Below are 18,112 nucleotides of genomic sequence, written 5' to 3'. Positions count from 1 at the left end.
CACCCCGGACCACGAAGTAGCCTGACGTCTGATGCGTATCGTCGTCGCGGACTGCTCGGTCGACTACTCCGGCCGGCTCAGCGCCCACCTCCCGCTGGCCCGCCGGGTCCTCCTCGTCAAGGCGGACGGCTCGGTGCTCGTCCACTCCGACGGCGGCTCCTACAAACCGCTGAACTGGATGTCGCCGCCCTGCCGGATGACCGAGTCCGCGCCGGACCCGGAGCAGGCCGAGGCGGGCGTGACGGCGGTATGGACCGTGCAGCACACCAAGACCGACGACCGGCTGGTCGTGCAGCTGCACGCCGTGCACGCCGACACCAGCCACGACCTCGGCATCGACCCGGGCCTGGTGAAGGACGGCGTCGAGGCGCACCTGCAGAAGCTGCTCGCCGAGCAGGTGGACCTGCTGGGCGCCGGGCACACGCTGGTGCGCCGGGAGTACCCGACCGCGATCGGCCCCGTCGACATCCTCGCCCGACCTCCCGGCTCGCCCGGCCACGTCGCCGTCGAGATCAAGCGGCGCGGCGACATCGACGGCGTCGAGCAGCTCACCCGGTACCTGGAGCTGCTCAACCGGGACCCGCTGCTGGCCCCCGTCACCGGCGTCTTCGCGGCGCAGGAGATCAAGCCGCAGGCACGCGTGCTCGCCACCGACCGGGGCATCCGCTGCCTGGTCCTGGACTACGACGCCATGCGCGGCGTCGACGACCCCGAGTCGAGGTTGTTCTGATGAGAGATGTCGTACGCGGTGCCCTCGTCACGCCCGAGGGCGTGGTCGACGACGGCGCGGTCGTGGTCGACGACGGCGTGATCACCTGGGTCGGTGACGTCGCCGAGGCGGGCGCCGCCGGTGTCGCCGAGGCCGTGCAGGCCGTGCCGGCCGCGCCGGACCGCTACGTGCTGCCGGGTCTGGTCGACCTGCACGACCACGGCGGCGGTGGCGCGTCCTTCCCCGACGCGACCTCGGTGGAGGTCGTGCGCACCGGGGTGGCCGAGCACCGCGCGCACGGCACGCACCACCTGCTCGGCTCGCTCGTGACCGCGTCGCCGGAGACGCTGCGGGAGCGGGTCACGGTGCTGGCCGACGCGGCCGACGAGGGCCTGGTCGCCGGCATCCACCTCGAGGGACCGTTCCTGTCGACCACGCGGTGCGGCGCCCAGGACCCGGACCTCATCATCGACGGCGACGCCGACCTGACCCGCGAGCTGCTCGCCCTGGGTCGCGGGCACGTCGTCACCATGACCGTCGCGCCCGAGACGCCGAACCTGCTCGGCCCGGGCGGCGTGCTCGAGGCTCTCGTCGAGGGCGGCGCGCTGCCCTCCTGGGGCCACACGGACGCCGACGCCGTCACGATGCGCACGGCCGCCGAGGCGGCCGCGGCCGCGCTCGCGGCACGCGGTGAGGACGCACGCTCCCGACGGGCGACCGTCACGCACCTGTGCAACGGCATGCGGCCGATGCACCACCGCGACCCCGGTCCGATCCCGACCGCGCTCGCGATGGCGGCACGCGGCGAGCTCGTCGTCGAGCTGGTCGCCGACGGCACCCACCTGGCGCCGGAGCTCGTGCGCGAGGTGTTCGAGATGGTCGGGGCGGCGAACATCGCGCTGGTCACCGATGCGATGGCCGCCACGGGCATGGCCGACGGCGTGTACCAGCTCGGCACGCAGCGCGTCAGCGTGGCCGACGGCGTGGCGCGCCTCGCGGACGGTGGCTCGATCGCCGGTGGCACCGCGCACCTGCTCGACGTCGTCCGCACCACCGTCGCGCACGGGGTGCCGCTGGCGGACGCCGTGCTGTCGGCGTCGCTGGTGCCGGCCGAGGTGATCGGCCACCGGGGCGTGGGCCGCGCGTTCGGCGCGCTGCGTCCCGGCTACCAGGCCGACCTGCTGGTCACCGACCGCGAGCTGCGACCCGTTCAGGTCTGAGGCCGCGGCCGCACCTCGGCGAGGCGGACCGGGCCGCGCAGGACGGTTCGCAGCCGCCCGCGGCGCGGCGGCGCCGGCCCGAGGGGCGCCGCGTCCACGTCGACCCAGTCGTAGCGACCGATCCCCTCGGGCACGCGGGCGCGCGCGAACGGGTGCGTGACGCCGTCGTCGTCCTCGGTGCCGAGGACGACCTCCGCCGGCCCGGGGCCCGACCTGGCGACCCGCACCGCGAGCGGGCGGTCGAGGCCGTCGACGTCGTCGTGCAGCAGCGTGCCGGGCCCGGCCACCGCGGCGCCGTGCTCGGGCGTCTCGTCGGTCAGCGTCACGCCGTCGAGGTCGTCGAGCGCGGCGGCGCGCAGCGGGAGGCTGTGCGGCAGCGGGGGCGGCCCGTCGAGGTCGACGTCGGCGTGCACGGGCAGGTGCGCGGCGTCCGGGCCGGCGCCGACGCGGTAGCGCCCCGGGTCGACGACGAGCGCGCCGCGCGCGGTGTCCCACACGGCGAAGCGCTCGCGCGGCACCTCGATGCGCACGCTCCGCTCCTCGCCGGGCTCGAGCGGCACACGCGCGTAACCGCCGAGGCGGTGCGGGAACGGCCGTCGGTGCCCCACGGCGTCGGTGTAGACCTGCACGACCTCGGTCGCGTGCTGCGAGCCGTCGTTGGCGACGCTCACCTCGACGGTGACGCCTGCGTCGTCGACGGCGACGACCCGCAGGCCCCGGTAGCCGACCGCGGACCCCGTGAGACCGTGCCCGAACGCGAACAGCAGTGCGGCGGGGGAGTACCAGTACGTCGAGCGCCCGGCGACGATGTCGTAGTCGGTGAGGTCGCCGGCGTCGGTGCCGTCACGCCACCACGTCTGGGCGAGCCTGCCGCTCGGGGCGACGTCGCCGGCCACGACGTCGACGACGCCGTGCCCGACGGCCTGGGAGTGCGCGGTCCAGAGCATCGTGCGCGCCGGCAGGTCGGTGGCGTAGGGGTAGCTCGAGACCAGCGCGAGCACCGCGTCGGGTGCGACGAGGTGCACCGCCTCCCACAGCGACCCCTGGCTCGGCGGCAGCTCGAGGGAGGGGCGGTCCTCGGTCTCCCGGCCGAGCAGGTGGGGGTCGTTGCCGAGCGCGCACAGCACGAGGTCCGCTCCGTCGGCGGCCTCGACGACCGCGGCGCTGCCCGACCGGAGGGTGTGCACCGCCAGCGGCGTGGCGTCGGCCTCCTCCGCCGTCGCCACCAACCGACCGGAGGCGTCGAGCCGCAGCCAGCGGCCGGTCCCCACGTGCCGCACCGTCGTCGAGCCGTCGTCGAGCGCGCGGAACCGGAAGGTCTCCTGCACGACCCAGCCGTGCGGCCGGCCGGCGGTCGCACGGACGGCGCCCCGGCGGTCGGGCGCCCACAGCAGCCCGGTGCCGGCGTCGGCGACCGTGAGCAGGCCCCAGCCCCAGTCGGTCACGCGGAACCGGCCTGCGGTGGCCAGGTCGCCCGCGGGCCGCAGCGCGCCCGCGTCGTCGGGCGCGAGGTAGCGCCCGTCGGGGAGCCGGAGCGCCACCTCGTCCGCGCCGTCCTCCACGCGTACCTCGGCCCGCGGCCAGCGCTGCGCCGCCGCCGCGGCGATCGACGTGGGGTAGCGGGGCACACCCGCGTACCAGTCGGGCAGCACGCGCTCGGCGAGCGGTCCCACGACGGCCACGACCCCGGGGTCGGCGGGTCGCGCCGGGCCGTCGTCGCGCAGCAGCACGACGGCGCGGCGAGCAGCCTCGCGGGCGAGCTCGGCGTGCTCGCGCAGCAGGTCGGGGAGGGGGCGTGACGGCGTAGGGGCGCGGCCTGCCCGGTCGGTCAGGCGGAACCGGGTCAGCAACGCCCGTCGCACCGCGCGGTCGACGTCGGCCTCGGTGACCAGGCCCTGGGCGAGTGCGCTGCGCACCGCCGCCACCGTGGGAACCGGGTCGGTGTCGTTGTCGGTGAAGGAGTCGATCCCGGCGCGCAGCGCCGCGGCGTGCGCGTGGGCCGCGTCGGGGTAGCGGCCCTGGCTGGCGACGAGGTTGGTCGGCGCGCCCGCGTCGGAGACGACGAGGATCTCCTCCGCAGCCGCCGCCCGGACCGCGTCGAGGAGCTCGCCGCTGGTGTGGGCGGGGCGGTCGTTGACGAGGTTGTAGCCCGGCATCACGGCGCCGACCGCACCGGCGCGCAGCGGGCCGAGGAACGCGGGCAGCTCGTACTCGTGCAGCACGCGGTCGCGCACCTGCATCGAGCGGACGTCGCGGTCGTGCTCGACGTTGTAGGCCAGCAGGTGCTTGAGGGTCGGCACCGTCAGCCAGACCTCCGGATCGGCCCCGCGCAGCCCCCGCGCGTAGGCGGTCGCGAGATCGGCCGTGAGGTGCGGGTCCTCCGAGAACCCCTCCTCGTTGCGGCCCCACGACGGGTGCCGCAGCGGGTCGACGACGGGCGCCCAGACGTTGCGCGAGACGTTCGGGTCCTCGGCGTGCTTGGCGAGCAGCTCGTCGGCCACCGCGGCGCCGATGCGCTCCACGAGCTCGGGGTCCCACGTCGCCGCCATCCCGACCGGCTGCGGGAACACGGTCGCCTCGCCCAGCCAGGCGACGCCGTGGAGCGCCTCCGAGCCGGTGCGAAAGGCCGGCAGACCGAGCCGGTCGATCGCGGGCGCCCACTGGTGCAGCAGCGCCAGCTTCTCCTCGAGGGAGAGCCGGTGGAGCACCTGCTCGGCCCGGGCGGCCGGTGACATGACAACCTCCATCGGTCGGGGCGCGGCGTATGGTCGAACCGGTTCGATCACTCCGGCGCCAGTGTCGGCCAAGCCTAGAGCCTGCGCGCCGACTGCGTCGAGCCCCCGTACGCGCAGCGTCGCAGCGATCCGAGCGCAGCTGACGCCTGGCGGGCACGACGAACCCTTGTCCGGTTGCGGCGTCCGTGGCTATAGTCCCGTCGAACCGCTTCGACAACGTGCGGTCGCTGTCACAAAGGAGTTGCAGAGCGATGACACCTTCCCGGGCACCCGTCGGCGGTCACAGCCGACGCACCTTCCTCACCCTCGTCGGCGCAGGTGTCGTCGGCTCCGCCGCGCTCGCGGGCTGCCGCACCGGTGGCAGCGGCTCCGACGCGCCGTCGAGCTCGGCGGGCGTCGCGTCCGACGACGTGCTGCCGGCCTACCTGCCGCTGGACTACGTCGAGCCCGACTTCCCGAGCGTCAACGGCTCGACCGCGGGCTTCGCGACGATCCCGTCGGAGCTCGTGCAGGCCTATGAGACGCCGCCCGGCTCGGGCTCGACCTTCACGGCGATGACGCCGCTCTGGGGCGCGATCCCGCCCACGGTCGGCAACCAGTACTACGACGCCGTCAACGCCGCGATCGGCTCGACGATCGAGTTCCAGATCAGCGACGGCAACACCTACGGCGACAAGCTCGCGGCGGTGCTCGCCAGCGCCGACGACGTGCCGGACTGGGTGTGCATCCCGACCTGGAACATCCCGCCCCGGTTCGACCAGGCGGTCGAGTCGCTCTTCGAGGACCTCACGCCGTTCCTCGCGGGCGACGCCGTGCGCTCCTACCCGCACCTCGCCAACATCCCCACCGACGTCTGGCGGTTCTGCGTCTTCGACGGCAAGCTCAAGGCGCTGCCGTTCCCGGGCGAGATCATCACCGACGCGATCTTCTACCGCGACGACGTCTTCGAGGAGGAGGGCATCACCGAGCTCCCGACGACCGCCGAGGAGCTGCTCGAGCTGTGCGCGGAGCTGACGAACGGCCGGCGCTGGGCGGCCAACGACCTCTGGAACGCGGCGACCCTCATCCACGGCGTCGTCCCGAAGTGGCGCATCGAGGACGACGGCACGCTCACCCACCGGATCGAGACCGAGGAGTACCGCGCGGCGCTGGAGTGGAACGCGAGGCTGTTCGCGCAGGGCTCGGTGCACCCCGACGCGGTCGCCGACAACTCCGGCGACGCCAAGGCGCGGTTCGAGTCCGGGCAGGTGCTGATCTCCTCCGACGGCGTCGGCGGCTGGCACGAGGCGCTCGCGCGCCAGCTCGGCAGCAACCCCACCTACTCGCAGCGACCGTTCCCGCCGGTCGCCGCCGACGGCGGCACCCCGGTGCTGTGGAAGGGCAACCCCGCGAACATCCTGTCGTTCATCAAGGCGACCGACGACAAGGACAAGGTCGCCGAGATGCTCGCGGTCGCCGACTTCCTTGCCGCGCCCTTCGGCACCACCGAGTACGCGCTGATCAACTACGGCGTCGAGGGCGTGCACTACGAGACCGACGACCAGGGGCTGCCGGTCCCGACCGAGCTCGCCGCGACCGAGCTGCAGCCCACCTACGTCTTCCTCGCCGACCCGCCGGTCGTCAACGCCAAGGTGCAGTACCCCGGGTTCGTCGAGGCGTTCTGCACCTGGATGGCCGACGCCGCCCAGTACGTGCAGGACCCGGCCTTCTTCGGCATGCAGATCACCGAGCCCAACCGGTTCGGCTCGCTCAACCAGCCGATCGAGGACCTCGAGAAGGACATCTCGCGCGGGCGCCGGTCGATCGACGACCTCGACGCGGCGATCGAGACCTGGCGCAGCTCCGGCGGCGAGGAGCTGCGGCAGTTCTACCAGGACGTGCTGGACGCGCAGTGACGTCTTCGACCACGACGGTGGCGACCGCCCCCGAGGCGGTCGCCACCGCGCCGCGCCCGCAGCGCAGCACGCCGCCGCTGCGCCGCACGGTGCCGCTGCGCACCCGCTGGCAGCGCGACCGCTCGCTCGTGGTCATGACGCTGCCGGCGCTGCTGCTGCTCGGCGTCTTCGCCTACGTGCCGATGGCGGGCAACATCGTCGCCTGGCAGGACTACTCGCCCTACGTCGGGATCGCCGAGTCGCCGTTCGTCGCGTGGGACAACTTCGCGCGGGTGCTCGGCAGCCCGGCGTTCCTGCACGCCGTCCGCAACACGCTGGTGATCACCGGGTTCCAGCTGGTCTTCTACTTCCCGATCCCGATCGCGCTGGCGCTGCTGCTCAACAGCGTGCTCACGCCCGCGATCCGCACGACGATCCAGTCGATCGTCTACCTGCCGCACTTCTTCTCGTGGGTGCTGGTCGTGACGATCTTCCAGCAGATGTTCGGCGGCGCCGGTCTGGTCAACCAGATCCTCACCCGCAACGGCTGGGGCTCCTTCGACCTGATGACCAACCCCGACACCTTCCTGCTGCTCATCACGAGCCAGGCGATCTGGAAGGACGCGGGCTGGGGCATCATCATCTTCCTCGCCGCGCTCTCGACCGTCGACCCGGCGCTGTACGAGGCCTCGGTGGTCGACGGCGCCAACCGGTGGCGGCGGATGTGGCACATCACGCTGCCCGCGCTGCGGCCGGTCGTGGTGCTGCTGCTCATCCTGCGGCTGGGTGACGCGCTGACGGTCGGTTTCGAGCAGCTGATCCTCCAGCGCGGCGCCGTCGGTGCCCAGGTGTCGGAGGTGATCGACACCTTCGTCTACTACCAGGGCGTCATCAACGGCGACTGGGGCTTCGCGACCGCCGCAGGCCTCATGAAGGGCGTCATCAGCCTGCTGCTCGTGCTCGGCGCCAACAAGCTCGCGCACGCCTTCGGCGAGGCAGGGGTGTACCAGCGGGCATGACCACGACCCAGCCTCCGGCCGCACGGCCCCGAGCAGGCGCGCCCGCGCCGGCGGCCGCAACCACCCACCGTCCTGCCCGACCCCACCGCTGCGGAGTCCTGCGATGACGACCGTCTCGACACCGACCGGGCCCCAGACGCCTGCGCTCCCGGTGGCGCCGCGCCGTCGGCCGCGCAACCGGCACCGACCCGTCTGGCAGGAGCAGCCGAGCCTGCCCGGCGCCGTCGCCAAGGGCCTGGTGCTCACGCTCATCTGCCTGGCCGTGCTGTTCCCGCTCTACACCGTCGTGCTCACCAGCATCTCGACGCAGGCGACGATCACCGAGGCCGGCGGGCTGGTCACCGTGCCCGGCGAGATCACGCTCGCGGCCTACCGGCAGATCCTGGCGGGCGGCATCGTCACGCGCGCCACCATGGTGTCGATCGGCGTCACCACGGTCGGCACGCTGCTCTCGACGACCGTGTCGGTGCTGTGCGCCTACGGGCTGTCGCGGCCGTCGTCGCTGTGGCACCGGCCGATCCTGTTCGTCCTGGTCATCACGATGTTCTTCAGCGCCGGCATGATCCCGACCTACCTGCTGGTCTCGGGGCTGGGCCTGATCGACACCTACTGGGCGCTGATCCTGCCGGGCGCCGTGTCGGCGTTCAACGTGCTGATCCTGCGCAACTTCTTCATGGGGCTCGACCCCGCCATCACCGAGGCGGCGCGGATCGACGGCGCGGGCGACTGGCGCATCCTCGGCAGGATCGTGCTGCCGATGTCGAAGGCGGTGGTGGCCGTCGTCGCGCTGTTCTACGGCGTCGGCTACTGGAACGCGTTCTTCAACGCGATGCTCTACATCAACGACAACGCGAAGTGGCCGCTCCAGCTGGTGCTGCGCTCCTACGTGCTGCAGGGCGTCACGCTGCCCGGCTCGGGCGTGGGCCAGGTCGACGTCGCGACCGGCGCGGTGACAGGGCTGCCGGTGAAGATGGCGGTGATGGTGCTCGCCGTCGTGCCGATCCTCGTCGTCTACCCGTTCGTGCAGCGGCACTTCACCAAGGGCGTCATCTTCGGCGCGGTCAAGGGCTGACGTGGGGCGGGGGAGCGGTCGACCCCTGGTCGACCAGCACCGGGCCGAGCAGGCGGGTCTCCGCGGCGCCGCCCTGCTCCTCGAGCCGGTCCATCGCCATCTCGACGGCGACGGCGCCGATCGTGGTCGCGGGGAGGTCGATGAAGGAGACCGGGCGGGACTGGCTCTGCGCCACGGCCGCGGGGCAGATCGCGACCAGCGACACGTCCGTGGGGATGCCCGCGCCGTGCATCTGCAGCGCGTCGACGACCCACGGCAGCGCGGCCTCGTTGTGGACGACCAACGCGGTGGGCGGCTCGCTCGCGCCACGCAGCGCCTCGACGGCGGCCAGCGCGCCCGCGTGGGTCGGCGGCGTCAGCTCGACGAGCCCGGTCACGCCGGAGCGCTCGACCTGCTCGCGGAAGCCGTGCAGCAGCCGCTCGGCGAAGCTGGTGTGCCGCTCGAGCACCGCGGGCGGCGGACCCACGAGCCCGATCGAGGTGTGCCCGAGGTCGGCGAGGTGGCGCACCGCCAGCCGCGCAGCGGCGTCGAAGTCGAAGTCGACGCAGTGCAGGCCCTGCGGGTCGTCGGGGAGCCCGATGAGGATCGTGGGCTGCGCCAGCCGGGCGGCCCGGCCGACGCGCGGGTCGGCGGCCTCGACGTCCATGAGGATGAGCGCGTCGACCATGCGGCCGCCCGTGAGGCGCTCGAGCCCGGCGTCCTCGTCCTGGGTGACGAGCAGGACGTCGTGGTCGAACTCCCGTGCCCGGGTGACGATGCCGAGCACGAACTGCATCATCACGTTGACGTCGACGCCCTGCCGCAGCGGGATCATCAGCCCCAGCGTGCTGGTGCGCGCCGAGGCCAGCGCACGGGCGCCTGCGTGCGGCCGGTAGCCGAGCTCCGCGACCGCCCGTTCGACGCGCTCGCGCGTGCGCTCGGAGATCGAGCGCTTGCCGCTGAGTGCGTACGACACGGTCGACGGCGCCACACCCGCCCGTCGCGCGACGTCCTCGATCGTCACCATGGCCACCCCTCCTCGTCCGCGCCCACGGTAGCGCTGGTTTCGACGTCGTTCGACGCGATCTCCGGTGTCAGCGCGTCGCGCCCGCACCCGTCCAGCCGAAGCGCTTCGACGGAACGGCGGCGCGCGGGGCGGGCCTCGTGACGGGCGCGCGACGCGCGCTGCCGGCGCGCGGGCTGCGCTACGGCGGCGACTACAACCCCGAGCAGTGGGACCGCGCGACGTGGCGCGAGGACGTCGCCGCCATGCGAGCCGCGGGGGTGACGACCGTGACGGTCGGCGTGTTCTCGTGGGCGCTGCTGGAGCCCGAGCCGGACCGTGTCGAGACCGCCTGGCTGGACGAGGTGCTCGACCTGCTGCACGGCGCCGGCATCGAGGTCGACCTCGCGACGCCGACCGCGAGCCCGCCGCCGTGGCTCGCCCGGCTCGACCCCGAGACGCTCCCGGTCGACGCCTCGGGGCACCGGCTGCACCACGGCTCCCGGACCCACTTCTGCCCCAGCTCGCCCACCTACCGCGAGCGGGCGCTCGCGATCACGCGTGCCGTCGCACGGCGCTGGGCCGCCCACCCGGCGGTCGTCATGTGGCACGTCAACAACGAGCTGGGCACCACCTGCTGGTGCCCGCGCTGCGGCGAGGCGTTCCGGGGCTGGCTGCGGGCCCGGTACGGCTCGGTCGAGGCGCTCGACGCCGCGTGGGGGACCGCGGTGTGGTCCCAGCGGTACGCGCGCTGGGAGGAGGTCGCGCCACCGTTGCGGGCGCCGTACCTGCTGCACCCGGCCCACACGCTCGACTACCGCCGGTTCGCCTCCGACGCGCTGCTCGCGCTGTACCGGGCCGAGCGTGACGCGATCCGCGAGGTCGACGCCGTCCGGCCGGTGACGACGAATCTCATGGGCTTCTTCGGCGGCGCCGACTACCGCAGCTGGGCGGGCGATCTCGACGTGATCAGTGACGACAGCTACCCCGACCCGGCCGACCCCGGCTCACCGGTGCGCGCGGCGCTCACGCACGACCTGATGCGGTCGCTGGCCGACGGGCCGTGGCTGCTCATGGAGCAGGCGGTGGGCGCGGTGAGCTGGCGGCCCCACAACGTGCCGAAGACGACGGCGGTGATGCGCCAGGACGCGCTGCGGGCCGTCGCGCACGGCGCGGACGGCGTGCTGTCCTTCCAGTGGCGCGCCTCGCCGGCCGGGCCCGAGCGCTTCCACTCGGCGATGGTGCCGCACGCCGGCACCGGGACCCGGCTGCACCGCGCGGTCCAGCAGCTGGGTCGGGACCTGGCGGCGCTGGCCGACGTCGCGGGCACGCACGAGAGGGCCGAGGTCGCGCTGCTGCACGACTGGCCGAGCCGCTGGGCGGCCGAGGAGCCCGCCACCCCGAGCGAGCACCTCCGGGTGCTGCCGCAGCTCGAGGCCTGGTACCGGCCGTTCTGGGAGACCGGCGTCGGCGTCGACGTGCGGCACCCGGGCGACGACCTCGAGGGCTACCGGCTCGTGCTCGCGCCGCAGCTGTACCTGCTCACCGACGACGACGCCGCGCGCCTGCGCCGCTACGTCACCGACGGCGGCTGCCTCGCGCTCGGGCCGTTCTCGGCGGTCGCCGACGGGAACGCCCGCGTGCGCACCGGGCCGTTCCCGGCGCCGTTCACCGACCTGCTGGGTGCCGAGGGCGAGGAGTGGTGGCCGCTGCCCGGTGGCGGCGGGGACGACGACACCGTGGGGCTCGTGCCCGACCCGGCGAGCCCCGAGGACGTCGGCTCCGGGACCGCGCGCACGTGGGCCGAGGTGCTGCGCCCGACCCACGGCGTCGTCGTCGCGCGGTTCGACGGCGGCGACGTCGACGGCCTGCCCGCGCTCGTGCGCTCCCGCGACGACCGGCTGCACTACCTGGCGACGATCCCCGACGACGTGCTGCTGCGGCGCTGGTTGCTCGGTCTCGCGGAGCGTCGCGGCGTCGCCCCCCGCCTCCCGGTCGCGGCCGTACCCGCGGGCGTCGAGGTCGCCCGCCGCGGACCCGTCACGTTCGTGCTCAACCACCGACGCACCGCGGTCGAGGTGCCGGTGCGCACACCCTGCCTGGACCTGCTCGACGGCGTCGAGCACCAGGCCCGTGTCCCCGTGCCGCCCGGCGGCACCGTCGTGCTCAGAGAGGCGCTCACATGAAGTTCACCGACGGCTACTGGCTCACGCTCCCCGGGGTGGAGGTGCTGCGGCCGCGTCACGTCGAGACCGTCGAGGTGCACGACGACACCCTGGTGGCCTACGCGGCGACCGCGCCGCTCACGGAGCGGCGGCACTCTCTCAACCTGCCGCAGCTGACCGTGCGGGTGGACTCGCCGATGGACGGTGTCATCGGCGTGCAGGTCGAGCACTTCCGCGGCACGGTGGACCGCGGTCCCGCGTTCGAGGTCCGCACCAGCCCGGACCCCGTGGTCGTCAAGGGTGCGGAGGCGCCGGGTGAGCACGCGACGCTGACGGCCGGCCCGCTGACGGCGCGGCTGCGCACGGACGCGCCCTGGCAGCTGGACTTCCTCGCCTCCGACCGGGTGCTCACCAGCTCGGGCGAGCGCGGTCTCGCCGCGCTGCAGACGCCGGACGGGCCGTTCGTGCGCGAGCAGCTCGCGCTCGGCGTCGGGCACCACGTGTTCGGGCTCGGCGAGCGGTTCGGGCCGTTCGTCAAGAACGGCCAGTCGGTCGACATCTGGAACGCCGACGGCGGGACCGCGTCCGAGCAGGCGTACAAGAACGTGCCGTTCTACCTCACCGACGCCGGTTACGGGGTCTTCGTCGACCACCCGGAGCGGGTCTCGTTCGAGGTCGGCACCGAGGTCGTCTCGCGCACGCAGTTCTCGGTCGCCGGCCAGCGGCTGCGCTACTACGTCGTCTACGGGCCCACGCCCAAGGAGATCCTGCGGCGCTACACCGCGCTGACCGGGCGACCGGCCCGCGTGCCGACCTGGTCCTACGGGCTGTGGCTGTCGACGTCGTTCACCACCGACTACGACGAGGCGACCGTGCTGTCGTTCGTCGACGGCATGGCCGAGCGCGAGCTGCCGCTGTCGGTGTTCCACTTCGACTGCTTCTGGATGCGGCAGTTCCACTGGTGCGACTTCGTGTGGGACCCCGCCACCTTCCCCGACCCGGAGGGGACGCTCGCACGCCTGCACGAGCGCGGCCTCAAGGTCTCGGCGTGGATCAACCCCTACATCGCCCAGCGCTCGCACCTCTTCGAGGAGGGGGCGCGGCTCGGCTACCTGGTGCGGCGGCCGAACGGCGACGTGTGGCAGTGGGACATGTGGCAGGCCGGCATGGCGCTGGTCGACTTCACGAACCCCGACGCGTGGCGATGGTTCCAGGACAAGCTCGAGGTGCTGCTCGACCAGGGCGTCGACACCCTCAAGACCGACTTCGGCGAGCGCGTCCCCACCGACGTCGTGTGGCACGACGGCTCGGACCCCGAGCGGATGCACAACTACTACGCGCAGCTGTACAACCGCTGCGTCTTCGAGCTGCTCGAGCGGCGTCGCGGCCGCGGCGAGGCCGTGCTGTTCGCGCGCGCGGCGACCGCGGGTGGTCAGCAGTTCCCGGTGCACTGGGGCGGCGACTGCGAGTCGACGTTCGTGGCGATGGCCGAGTCGCTGCGGGGCGGGCTGTCGCTCGCGCTGTCCGGCTTCGGGTTCTGGTCGCACGACATCGGCGGCTTCGAGGGCACGCCCGACGCCGAGGTGTTCAAGCGCTGGCTCGCGTTCGGGCTGCTGTCCTCGCACAGCCGCCTGCACGGGTCGAACTCCTACCGGGTGCCGTGGGCGTTCGACGAGGAGGCGGTCTCGGTCACACGCACGTTCGCGCGTCTGAAGAACACCCTGATGCCCTACCTGGCGGCGGCCGGCCTGGAGGCGAGCCGCGACGGCGTCCCGGTGATGCGCCCGATGCTGCTGGAGTTCCCCGACGACCGCGGCGCCGCCACGGTCGACACCCAGTACATGCTGGGGCCGTCGCTGCTGGTGGCCCCGGTGTTCGACGCCGGCGGCGAGGTCGAGTACTACCTGCCTGCCGGGCGCTGGACGCGGCTGCTCACGGGGGAGGTCGTCGAGGGCGGCGGATGGCGCCGGGAGCGTCACGACGCGCACTCGCTGCCGCTGCTCGTGCGGCCGGGGAGCGTGATCGCGCGCGGCGCCCGCAGCGACCGGCCCGACTACGACTACGGCGAGGGTCTGGTCCTCGAGGTCTACGAGCCGCACGAGGGTCTGGTGCAGCAGGTCGACGTGCCGACGTCGGACGGTGCCGGTTCTGCGGGTACCGTCGACCTCCGGGTCACGGGTGGGATCCTGCGCGCACGCGCGCACGGTCTCGGCGGGCAGTGGTCGGTGCGTGTCGGTGGCAGGCTTGTCCACGCCGAGGCGGGTGAGGTCACGATCGCGCTGGACGAGCCGCCCGAGGCGTGATCATGGACGACAGGCGCGCGAGCGGGTGGCCGCGAGCGCAGGAGGAGACGAGATGACGAGGACCTTCCCGAGCGACTTCCTGTGGGGCTCGGCCACCGCGGCCTACCAGATCGAGGGGGCCGCGGCCGAGGGCGGCCGGACGCCGTCGATCTGGGACACCTACTCCCACACGCCGGGGCGCACGCTCAACGGCGACACCGGCGACGTGGCCGCCGACCACTACCACCGGTGGCGCACCGACCTGGAGATCATGTCCGAGCTCGGGCTGCAGGCCTACCGCTTCTCGATCTCGTGGTCGCGCGTGCAGCCGGGCGGCCGCGGCCCGCTCAACCCCGAGGGGGTGGCGTTCTACCGCACCCTCGTCGAGGCGCTCGTCGAGGCCGGCATCCGCCCGGTCGTGACCCTCTACCACTGGGACCTGCCGCAGGAGCTCGAGGACGAGGGCGGCTGGGCCAACCGCGACACCGCCTATGCGTTCGCCGAGTACGCGCGGCTGATGGCCCGCGAGCTCGGTGACGCGATCACCGTGTGGACCACGCTCAACGAGCCGTGGTGCTCGGCGTACCTCGGCTACGCCTCGGGCGTGCACGCCCCGGGCCGCACCGAGCCCGCGGCCGCGCTCGCCGCGGTGCACCACCTCAACCTCGCGCACGGCCTCGCGGCCGCTGCGATCCGCGAGGAGCTCGGCGACCGTGCCCAGCTGTCGATCACGCTCAACCTGCACGTGATCCGTCCCGACGACCCCGACAGCGAGGCAGACCAGGACGCGGTGCGCCGGATCGACGGGCTCGCCAACCGCGTGTTCCTCGGACCGCTGCTCGGCCAGGGCTACCCGCAGGACGTGATCGACGACGTCGCGCACGTCAGCGACTTCTCGTTCGTGCGCGACGGCGACACCGACCTGATCGCGCAGCGCCTCGACCTGCTCGGCGTCAACTACTACTCGACCACCCGGGTGCGGGCCTTCGACGGCGAGGGCGAGCCCCAGCAGGCCGACGGGCACGGCAACAGCAGCGCGACGCCGTGGGTCGGCACCGACGGCCAGGTCGAGTTCGTGCAGCAGCCGGGGCCGTACACCGCCATGGGGTGGAACATCGACCCGCATGGCATGCACGACCTGCTGATGCGGCTGCACCGGGAGCACCCCGGCGTCCCGATGATGATCACCGAGAACGGCGCGGCCTTCCACGACGTCGTCAGCCCCGACGGGCGGGTGCACGACATCGAGCGCGAGAGGTACCTGCACGACCACATCGACGCCGTCGGCCGCGCCCGCGAGGACGGCGCCGACGTGCGCGGGTACTTCGTGTGGTCGCTGCTGGACAACTTCGAGTGGGGCTACGGCTACGACCGGCGCTTCGGCATCGTGCGGGTGGACTACGAGACCCAGGAGCGCACGATCAAGGACTCCGGCCGGTGGTACGCACGGCTCATCGCGACCCGGACGCTGCCCCCGGTGGGCTCCGGCGCCGACGAGCCGGCGGTCGGCCCGGTCCCGTGAGCCGGCGCGGTCGCAAGCGGCCGTACGGCGAGGAGCACCAGCCGCTCGACGTCGACCGCCTCACGCGCGGGTTCGCCCGCACCGAGGTCGACCGGCAGGGGCGCAGCTGGACGGTCCGCGACGTCCGGGGCAGCGAGAAGACGTACCGCTGCCCCGGCTGCGGCGGCGACATCCCGCCAGGGGTGCCGCACGTGGTCGCCTGGACGGAGGAGCACCTGTTCGGGGCGGCCGCCGGGCTCGCGGAGCGGCGCCACTGGCACCGGCAGTGCTGGGGCCGCTGACGGCGCTCGCCCGCGTGCGGCGCGCCGGTCCTGCTGCTCGTCATGAACGGCCTGTCGCTGGACGCCCCCGACGAGGAGGTCCGGCCCGGTGTGACCGTGCTGGACGCCTACGCCGTGCCGGTCGTGCTCAGCCTCGTGGTGACGATGGTCGCGGTGATGAACTTCCCGGGCTACCTCGCCACCTACCGCAAGACCCGGGTGCTGCGCCGGCTGGCCGTCACGCCGGCCTCGCCCGCGATGGTGCTGGTCGCGCAGATGGTGGTCAGCTTCGCGCAGATGCTCCTCGGCATCGCGGTCGCGTGCGGCGTCGCGGTGACGATGTTCGACGCGCACCTGCCGCGCGACGTGCCCATGGCCGTGGCCGTGCTGCTCGGGCTGAGCCTCGCGATGTACGCGGTGGGCATGACGGTCGCCTCGGTCGCGCCCACGCCCAACGCCGCGGTGGCCCTGGGGCTCGTCGCCTTCTTCGGCATGGCGGCGCTCGGCGGCATGTTCGGTCCGACCGAGAACCTGCCCGAGCAGCTCGCCGAGATCGGCTCCTGGCTGCCGTTCGGCGCCGCGGCCGAGGCGTTCCGCGCCACCTGGTTCGGCGACCCGGTGGCCTGGCAGAGCTGGGCGAGCCTCGGCGTGACGACGGTGCTCGGCACCGCGGTGGCCGCGGCCCTCTTCCGCTGGGAGTAGACCGGCGGGCCCCTCGGCCGCGGGTGCGTCGCCGTGGCCGGGGAGCGCAGCCCTCGGCTAGGGCAGCTCCCAGGTGTGCACCGGCTCGTTGCTGTGCATGCCGTCGGCGTAGCGGCGGGTCATCTCCACGAGCGCGTCGGCCCGGGAGTACCCGCGGCGCTGCAGCCGCTCGACGACCTCGGTCTGCCACCAGGCGCCGTTGCGGCGCAGCTTGCAGCGCGCCTCGACGATGCCGAGGTAACGGTTCGCGACGTCGTCGCTGACACCGAACCGCTGCAGCCCGGTGCGCGCCAGCGGCAGCAGCTCGCGCAGGATCAGCTCGTCCCACGGCACCTCGCCGTAGCCCGGCCAGTAGAACGTGGCGTCGACGCCGTGCCGCGCGCCGGCGGCGAAGTTCGCCTCCGCGGCGGCGAACGACATACGGCTCCACAGCGGCCGCTCGTCGTCGGCGAGCATCGTCAGGCAGCCGTAGTAGAACGCCGCGTTGGCGACGATGTCGACGACCGTGGGGCCTGCGGGCAGCACCCGGTTCTCGACGCGGCAGTGGGGGATCCCGCCCACCGTGTCGTAGACCGGCCGGTTCCACCGCCACACGGTGCCGTTGTGCAGCCGCAGCTCCTGCAGCCTCGGCACCCCGCCGGCGGCGAGCACCGCCTCCGGGTCCTCGTCGGTGGTCTCCGGCAGCAGCGCGGGGAAGTACCGGACGTTCTCCTCGAACAGGTCGAAGATCGAGGTGATCCAGCGGTCGCCGAACCACACGGTCGGCCGCACGCCCTGGTTGCGCAGCTCGGGCGAGCGGGTGTCGGTCGCCTGCATGAACAGCTCGGTGCGGGTCTCCGCCCACAGCCGGGTGCCGAACAGGTACGGCGAGTTCGCGCCGAGCGCGAGCTGCGGGCCGGCCAGCAGCTGAGCGGCGTTCCAGTGGTCGGCGAAGTCGCGCGGCGCCACCTGCAGGTGCAGCTGCACCGACGTGCACGCCGACTCCGGTGCGATCGACCCGATCGTCATCCGCAGCGACTCCGGCCCCGAGATGTCGAGCTCGATGTCCTCCCGCCGTGCCCCCAGCACGGCGTCCTCCAGCGCCTCGTAACGAGGGTTCTCGCTCATCCAGTCACCCGAGAGGTGCTCGGGGTACAGCGTCGGCAGGATGCCGACCATGAGGATGTGGGCGCCCGCCTCCGACGCGAGGTCCTCGGCACGGTTCAGCGACTCGCGCAGCGCGCTCTCCAGCGCGGCGAGGGAGTCGCCCGCGAGCGTGGTCGGCGGCGCGTTGAGCTCGATGTTGTAGCGGCCGAGCTCGGTCTGGAAGGCCGGGTCGGCGATGCGCTCCAGCACCGCGGCGTTCGCCATCGCCGGCTGGAACGACCCCGAGACGAGGTTGAGCTCGATCTCCAGCCCGGTGACGCCGGCGGTGGCGTCGAAGTGGTCGTCGGCGAGCATGCGCTCGAACACGTCGAGGCAGCGTCGCACCTTCTCGCGGTACCGCGTGCGCTGCTCGCGCGTGAACGAGGTGCCAGCGATCTCGTCGCCCATCGCCACAGCAAAGCAGATCGACCCCGCCGCCGCGGGT

At 73.4% G+C, this 18,112-nt stretch carries 13 protein-coding genes; 10 read left to right on the top strand and 3 right to left on the bottom strand.

Features of this window, described 5'->3' with window-relative positions; genetic code table 11:
* Positions 1-31 precede the first annotated feature (31 nt).
* A complete protein-coding gene (nucS, locus tag GPA02_RS04405; protein WP_156198626.1) occupies positions 32-730 on the top strand; it encodes an endonuclease NucS in 699 nt (232 codons plus the stop codon).
* Positions 730-1,929, top strand: coding sequence for an N-acetylglucosamine-6-phosphate deacetylase (locus GPA02_RS04400; protein ID WP_156198625.1), 1,200 nt, complete (start codon positions 730-732; stop codon positions 1,927-1,929). Before nucS ends, GPA02_RS04400 begins: the two co-directional genes overlap by 1 nt.
* Here the strand turns inward: GPA02_RS04400 and GPA02_RS04395 are convergent.
* Entirely contained in the window at positions 1,920-4,664 is a 2,745-nt protein-coding gene (locus GPA02_RS04395; RefSeq protein ID WP_240133871.1) for a glycoside hydrolase family 3 N-terminal domain-containing protein, read from the bottom strand. The two genes, GPA02_RS04400 and GPA02_RS04395, sit on opposite strands and share 10 nt — an antisense overlap.
* Positions 4,665-4,915: 251 nt before the next feature.
* Between GPA02_RS04395 and GPA02_RS04390 the strand changes: the two genes are divergently transcribed.
* The 3 genes from GPA02_RS04390 to GPA02_RS04380 all read left to right on the top strand — a co-directional run bounded on the left by GPA02_RS04390 (position 4,916) and on the right by GPA02_RS04380 (position 8,629).
* On the top strand, positions 4,916-6,559 hold the full coding sequence (locus tag GPA02_RS04390; RefSeq protein ID WP_156198623.1) for an extracellular solute-binding protein: 1,644 nt from the start codon (positions 4,916-4,918) through the stop codon (positions 6,557-6,559).
* Complete coding sequence (locus tag GPA02_RS04385) at positions 6,556-7,557, top strand: ABC transporter permease (RefSeq protein ID WP_420809350.1); 1,002 nt, start codon at positions 6,556-6,558, stop codon at positions 7,555-7,557. Before GPA02_RS04390 ends, GPA02_RS04385 begins: the two co-directional genes overlap by 4 nt.
* Before the next feature lie 103 nt (positions 7,558-7,660).
* A complete protein-coding gene (locus GPA02_RS04380; RefSeq protein ID WP_156198622.1) occupies positions 7,661-8,629 on the top strand; it encodes a carbohydrate ABC transporter permease in 969 nt (322 codons plus the stop codon).
* Here the strand turns inward: GPA02_RS04380 and GPA02_RS04375 are convergent.
* Complete coding sequence (locus tag GPA02_RS04375; RefSeq protein ID WP_156198621.1) at positions 8,619-9,635, bottom strand: LacI family DNA-binding transcriptional regulator; 1,017 nt, start codon at positions 9,633-9,635, stop codon at positions 8,619-8,621. The two genes, GPA02_RS04380 and GPA02_RS04375, sit on opposite strands and share 11 nt — an antisense overlap.
* A 137-nt stretch (positions 9,636-9,772) precedes the next feature.
* Between GPA02_RS04375 and GPA02_RS04370 the strand changes: the two genes are divergently transcribed.
* Genes GPA02_RS04370 through GPA02_RS04350 form a run of 5 tightly spaced genes read left to right on the top strand, consistent with a single transcriptional unit; the run spans position 9,773 to position 16,542 of the window.
* Entirely contained in the window at positions 9,773-11,797 is a 2,025-nt protein-coding gene (locus tag GPA02_RS04370) for a beta-galactosidase (RefSeq protein WP_204986492.1), read from the top strand.
* On the top strand, positions 11,794-14,079 hold the full coding sequence (gene yicI / locus GPA02_RS04365) for an alpha-xylosidase (RefSeq protein WP_156198620.1): 2,286 nt from the start codon (positions 11,794-11,796) through the stop codon (positions 14,077-14,079). The genes GPA02_RS04370 and yicI overlap by 4 nt, the downstream gene beginning before the upstream one ends.
* 52 nt (positions 14,080-14,131) lie before the next feature.
* A complete protein-coding gene (locus tag GPA02_RS04360; RefSeq protein ID WP_156198619.1) occupies positions 14,132-15,580 on the top strand; it encodes a GH1 family beta-glucosidase in 1,449 nt (482 codons plus the stop codon).
* Positions 15,577-15,861, top strand: coding sequence for a hypothetical protein (locus GPA02_RS04355; RefSeq protein WP_156198618.1), 285 nt, complete (start codon positions 15,577-15,579; stop codon positions 15,859-15,861). The genes GPA02_RS04360 and GPA02_RS04355 overlap by 4 nt, the downstream gene beginning before the upstream one ends.
* Positions 15,862-15,903: 42 nt before the next feature.
* Positions 15,904-16,542: an ABC transporter permease gene (locus GPA02_RS04350; protein WP_156198617.1), complete on the top strand. Its 639-nt coding sequence runs from the start codon at positions 15,904-15,906 to the stop codon at positions 16,540-16,542.
* A 57-nt stretch (positions 16,543-16,599) separates the two neighbouring features.
* On the opposite strand, the gene GPA02_RS04345 is transcribed toward GPA02_RS04350, so the two are convergent.
* A complete protein-coding gene (locus GPA02_RS04345; RefSeq protein ID WP_156198616.1) occupies positions 16,600-18,075 on the bottom strand; it encodes a glutamate-cysteine ligase family protein in 1,476 nt (491 codons plus the stop codon).
* Positions 18,076-18,112: the final 37 nt, after the last annotated feature.

This window comes from Actinotalea caeni, from assembly GCF_009733795.1.
Classification (GTDB): Bacteria; Actinomycetota; Actinomycetes; order Actinomycetales; family Beutenbergiaceae; genus Pseudactinotalea; species Pseudactinotalea caeni.
This window is presented reverse-complemented; position numbering and strand designations above follow the sequence as displayed.

What these genes read in the sequence shown, in the direction of transcription:
- yicI (WP_156198620.1), top strand. Translation starts at nt 11,794, where the DNA reads ATGAAGTTCACCGACGGCTACTGGCTCACGCTCCCCGGGGTGGAGGTG.
- GPA02_RS04400 (WP_156198625.1), top strand. Translation starts at nt 730, where the DNA reads ATGAGAGATGTCGTACGCGGTGCCCTCGTCACGCCCGAGGGCGTGGTC.
- GPA02_RS04375 (WP_156198621.1), bottom strand. Translation starts at nt 9,635, where the DNA reads ATGGTGACGATCGAGGACGTCGCGCGACGGGCGGGTGTGGCGCCGTCG.
- nucS (WP_156198626.1), top strand. Translation starts at nt 32, where the DNA reads ATGCGTATCGTCGTCGCGGACTGCTCGGTCGACTACTCCGGCCGGCTC.
- GPA02_RS04350 (WP_156198617.1), top strand. Translation starts at nt 15,904, where the DNA reads ATGAACGGCCTGTCGCTGGACGCCCCCGACGAGGAGGTCCGGCCCGGT.
- GPA02_RS04395 (WP_240133871.1), bottom strand. Translation starts at nt 4,664, where the DNA reads ATGTCACCGGCCGCCCGGGCCGAGCAGGTGCTCCACCGGCTCTCCCTC.
- GPA02_RS04360 (WP_156198619.1), top strand. Translation starts at nt 14,132, where the DNA reads ATGACGAGGACCTTCCCGAGCGACTTCCTGTGGGGCTCGGCCACCGCG.
- GPA02_RS04380 (WP_156198622.1), top strand. Translation starts at nt 7,661, where the DNA reads ATGACGACCGTCTCGACACCGACCGGGCCCCAGACGCCTGCGCTCCCG.
- GPA02_RS04390 (WP_156198623.1), top strand. Translation starts at nt 4,916, where the DNA reads ATGACACCTTCCCGGGCACCCGTCGGCGGTCACAGCCGACGCACCTTC.
- GPA02_RS04345 (WP_156198616.1), bottom strand. Translation starts at nt 18,075, where the DNA reads ATGGGCGACGAGATCGCTGGCACCTCGTTCACGCGCGAGCAGCGCACG.